The sequence below is a fragment of the Roseobacter sp. genome, from assembly GCF_024639605.1.
Lineage (GTDB): Bacteria > Pseudomonadota > Alphaproteobacteria > Rhodobacterales > Rhodobacteraceae > Roseobacter.
Genome location: NZ_JAHEHZ010000235.1, coordinates 1 through 3,633, shown reverse-complemented (window position 1 = coordinate 3,633; position 3,633 = coordinate 1). Strand labels below are relative to the sequence as shown.

Sequence of the window (3,633 nt, the reverse complement as noted above, 5' to 3'; positions counted from 1 at the left end):
GCAACGCGGCCGTATTTGACGCGGTGATCGGCGGGGATTTTTTCACCGACTGGCCGGGTGCTGAGGCGCTCGCAGGCAGTCTGAGCGGGAGCCTCGATACTGAAACCGACTACGAAGCCCGCCTGGACGCCATGCGGCGGTGGACCAACGAATGGCATTTCCGTGTCGGTGTGCATCTGCTGCGGGGGCTGATCTCACCGGATGAGGCCGGGCGGCAGTATGCCGATATCGCCCGTTCAGTGCTTTACGTGCTCTGGCCACTGGTCTGCGATCAGTTTGCGCAACGGCACGGGGTTGCACCAGGACGCGGGGCGGTGGTGCTGGGCATGGGGTCGCTGGGGGCAGGGCGTCTGACCCCGGGCTCGGATCTCGATCTGATCGTAATTTACGACCCGCAGAATGTCGAAAGCTCCGACGGTGAAAAACCACTCGCCACACGGCCCTATTATGCGCGGCTGACCCAGGCGCTGATCACCGCGCTGACCGCACCTATGTCTCAGGGACGGCTCTATGAGGTCGATATGCGTCTGCGACCGTCGGGCAATCAGGGGCCTGTTGCGACAAGCTGGCCCGCCTTTCAGAGCTATCAGCGCGAGCAGGCCTGGATCTGGGAACATCTGGCGCTGACCCGGGCAGGCGTGGTGGCGGGCCCTGACGACCTGACGCGTGATGTCGAAGCCTTCCGCGAGGATCTTCTTGGCCGCCCGCGACCGATCGCTGAAGTCGCGCGCGAGGTCGCGCAGATGCGTGACCGGATCCGCGCATCCAAAGCCGCGACCAGCCTGTGGGATACCAAGACAGGGCCCGGACGGCTCCAGGAAATTGAACTCATCGCACAGTCCGGTGCCCTGATCGCCGGGCACGCCGACAGCGGCAACGGTCTGCAGGACGCGGTAACCTGCGGCCTGATCGACCACAAAGGCCGGGAAATTCTGCGCAGTGCGGCAGCGCTTTTTTCAAACATGAACATCGCGACAAGGCTTTTGTCGGAAACGGTACCGGATCCTGCCTCGCTGGGTATGCCTGCGCACCGCTTTGTGCTGCGCGCGACAGGTCAGACGTCGCTGGAGGCGTTGCAGGACGCCCTTGAGCAAAGCTATGACGCCAGTGCCGGCGTTATCGACCAGGCGCTTGCAGATTATGCCGGAGAGGGAACGCGTGAAAAAGAGTGATGACAACGACCCCAAGGGCCTGATTTTCGAGGCCTACCGGATTGAGGGCATCACCCTGGCCGAATGCCGGTCAATCTTTCTCGACTGGGCGCTCAGCCTGCCGGTTGAACAGGATACAGGTGTCGTTTTACGTGCGCTGATCGCCCGGTATCAGCCGGGATTTCCCGACCATCCGATGACCTCTGTGATGTCTGAAGGGCTGAACGGCATGGCCGCGCCGCGCCGGCGGGGCGGGTGGCGCTCGCGCCCCCGCAACTGAGCCATATCCCCGCGGCTCCACGCGAAATACCTAAAATTTGTCATAATTAGGCCTGTTTCCACCCCTATCCGGAAGGGTGAAAAACCGGGGTGCGTGCGCGTAACCCCAACAGGAGAGCAGATATGAAACCCGTCAGACTGATCCTCGCCATTGGTATCGCCGCACTGTTGTCGGCCTGTGGCGCCGCTGATTACACCAGCCGTAATGCACCTTTCGAGACCACAGAACCGGTACTCGAATTTGCGGCAACCGGACCTTCAGGTTTTGACTTTGAAGAGGCCGTTTCGAGCTACAACGTCACCAGAGTGAACGTGACCGTGCCCCGCAGCCTGATCGTCTCTGAAGCCAACCGGTATTACCCCAAGGGCGATATTGTCTGGCGTGAAGACCCGGTGGGCGACCGTCATGCCCAGGTTGCTGCCATCTTTGAAGACGCCATGGCGCGCGGCACATCAGACGTTAAGGGTGCCGTACCCGTCGTGGTCGATGTGCAGGTCCTGCGCTTTCACGCGCTGACGGAAAAAACCCGCTATACTGTCGGCGGCATCCACTCGATCAAATTCGGCCTGTCGATCCGCAGCGCCGAAACCGGGCTGTTGCTGGAAAAACCGCGCGTTGTTCAGGCGGACCTTGTAGGTTTTGGCGGGCAGAAAGCGATCAATGCCATGGCGCAGGGCCAGACCCAGAAAGTGCGCATCACTGATCACCTGGCGAATGTGATCCGCAAAGAACTGACAGAGCCTGAGGGATACGAAAACCCGAAACTCGGCCTCATTCAGACCCTCAATAACCGTATCTGACCTTTCATCACCGGACGTGTCAGGATAGAGGGGCGCTATGACAGCGCCCCTTTCTCATACCCGCTCCGATCCCGCCGGTTATCCGGTCGTCCGCCTGCGTCCCAAAGCCAATGCGCGCGCCGTGCGCCACGGGTTTCCCTGGGTCTATGCCAATGAGCTGGTCACGGATCGTCGTACCAAAGCCATCGCCCCCGGTGCCGTAGCAGTTCTGGAGGACGACGCGCGCCGGACCATGGGGCTCGTCGCGGTCAATAACGGCTCAAAAATTATCTGCCGGATGCTGGACGCTGACCCCGGCGCGGTCATTGACGCCGCCTGGTTCACCGTGCGATTGCGCAAGGCACTGGCGTTGCGCACGCGGCTTTATTCCGATCCGTTCTACCGGCTTGTGCATGCCGAGGCAGACGGCTTGCCGGGCATCGTGATCGACCGGTTCGGGGATACCTGTGTCGTGCAGCCCAACGCCGCCTGGGCCGAAGCGCATATTGATGCGCTGGTCGATGCCCTGACAGGGGTCACCGGATGCACCTGCGTGATTAAAAACGCCTCCGGACGCACCAGATCGCTGGAAGGTCTTGATGATATCACGGTTGTGCTGCGCGGTGCAGCACCCGACGGCCCGGTGCCCGTGCCGATGAACGGTGCCACCTATATGGCTGATCTGACCGGTGGCCAGAAAACCGGCCTTTATTACGATCAGCGGCCCAATCACGCCTTTGCCGCCGGGCTCGCAAAAGGCGCGCGCGTTCTGGATGTATTCAGCCATGTCGGCGGGTTTTCCCTGTCCGCACTGGCGGCGGGCGCTGTCTCCGCGCTGGCGACAGATGGTGCGGCACCGGCCCTTGATCTGGCACAGGCGGGTGCAGAGGCTACCGGCGTTGCCGACCGGTTCGCGACAAGGCAGGGAGACGCGTTTGACGTGCTCACGGCTCTTGGCGAGGAAGGTGCGCAGTTTGATCTGGTGATCTGCGACCCGCCCGCCTTTGCCCCGGCCAGACCGGCGCTTGATGCCGGATTGCGCGCCTATGAACGCATCGCGCGTCTGGCGGCACCGCTGGTTGCGGAGAACGGCATTCTGGGGCTTTGTTCGTGCTCGCACGCTGCCGATCTGCAGGCGTTCCGGGCCGCATCAGCGCGCGGCATCGGCCGGGCAGGGCGGCGCGGGTCGCTGATCTATACGGGCTTTGCCGGGCCGGACCATCCGCAGCTGCCACAGCTGGCAGAGAGCGGGTATCTGAAGTCTGTCTTCTTTGCGCTCTGAGACATGAAAATTCTGATCGACGCCTGTGTGCTCTATCCCACAGTAATGCGCGAAATGGTGATGGGGGCAGCCCGCAAGGGTCTTTTCGAGCCATGCTGGTCTGAGCGGATCCTCGAGGAATGGGCCCGTGCGGCCCGGAAA

At 62.2% G+C, this 3,633-nt stretch carries 3 protein-coding genes and 2 pseudogenes; all 5 read left to right on the top strand.

Annotated elements, in window-relative coordinates:
* Positions 1-1,172: pseudogene (locus Q0M35_RS18085) on the top strand (glutamine-synthetase adenylyltransferase); the annotation flags it as partial.
* A complete protein-coding gene (locus Q0M35_RS18080; RefSeq protein WP_295317643.1) occupies positions 1,159-1,431 on the top strand; it encodes a hypothetical protein in 273 nt (90 codons plus the stop codon). The pseudogene Q0M35_RS18085 and the gene Q0M35_RS18080, both read left to right, overlap by 14 nt.
* Positions 1,432-1,553: 122 nt before the next feature.
* Positions 1,554-2,231 carry a DUF6778 family protein gene (locus Q0M35_RS18075; protein WP_295317642.1) on the top strand — a complete coding sequence of 226 codons (678 nt, stop codon included), beginning with the start codon at positions 1,554-1,556 and terminating at the stop codon, positions 2,229-2,231.
* A 37-nt stretch (positions 2,232-2,268) separates the two neighbouring features.
* Complete coding sequence (locus tag Q0M35_RS18070; protein ID WP_295317641.1) at positions 2,269-3,492, top strand: RSP_2647 family RNA methyltransferase; 1,224 nt, start codon at positions 2,269-2,271, stop codon at positions 3,490-3,492.
* A gap of 3 nt (positions 3,493-3,495) precedes the next feature.
* Positions 3,496-3,633 (top strand): annotated as a pseudogene (locus Q0M35_RS18065) (PIN domain-containing protein); the annotation flags it as partial.

Bases quoted from the DNA above. Each gene is read 5' to 3' on its own strand.
- Q0M35_RS18075 (WP_295317642.1), top strand. From the start codon at position 1,554: ATGAAACCCGTCAGACTGATCCTCGCCATTGGTATCGCCGCACTGTTG.
- Q0M35_RS18070 (WP_295317641.1), top strand. From the start codon at position 2,269: ATGACAGCGCCCCTTTCTCATACCCGCTCCGATCCCGCCGGTTATCCG.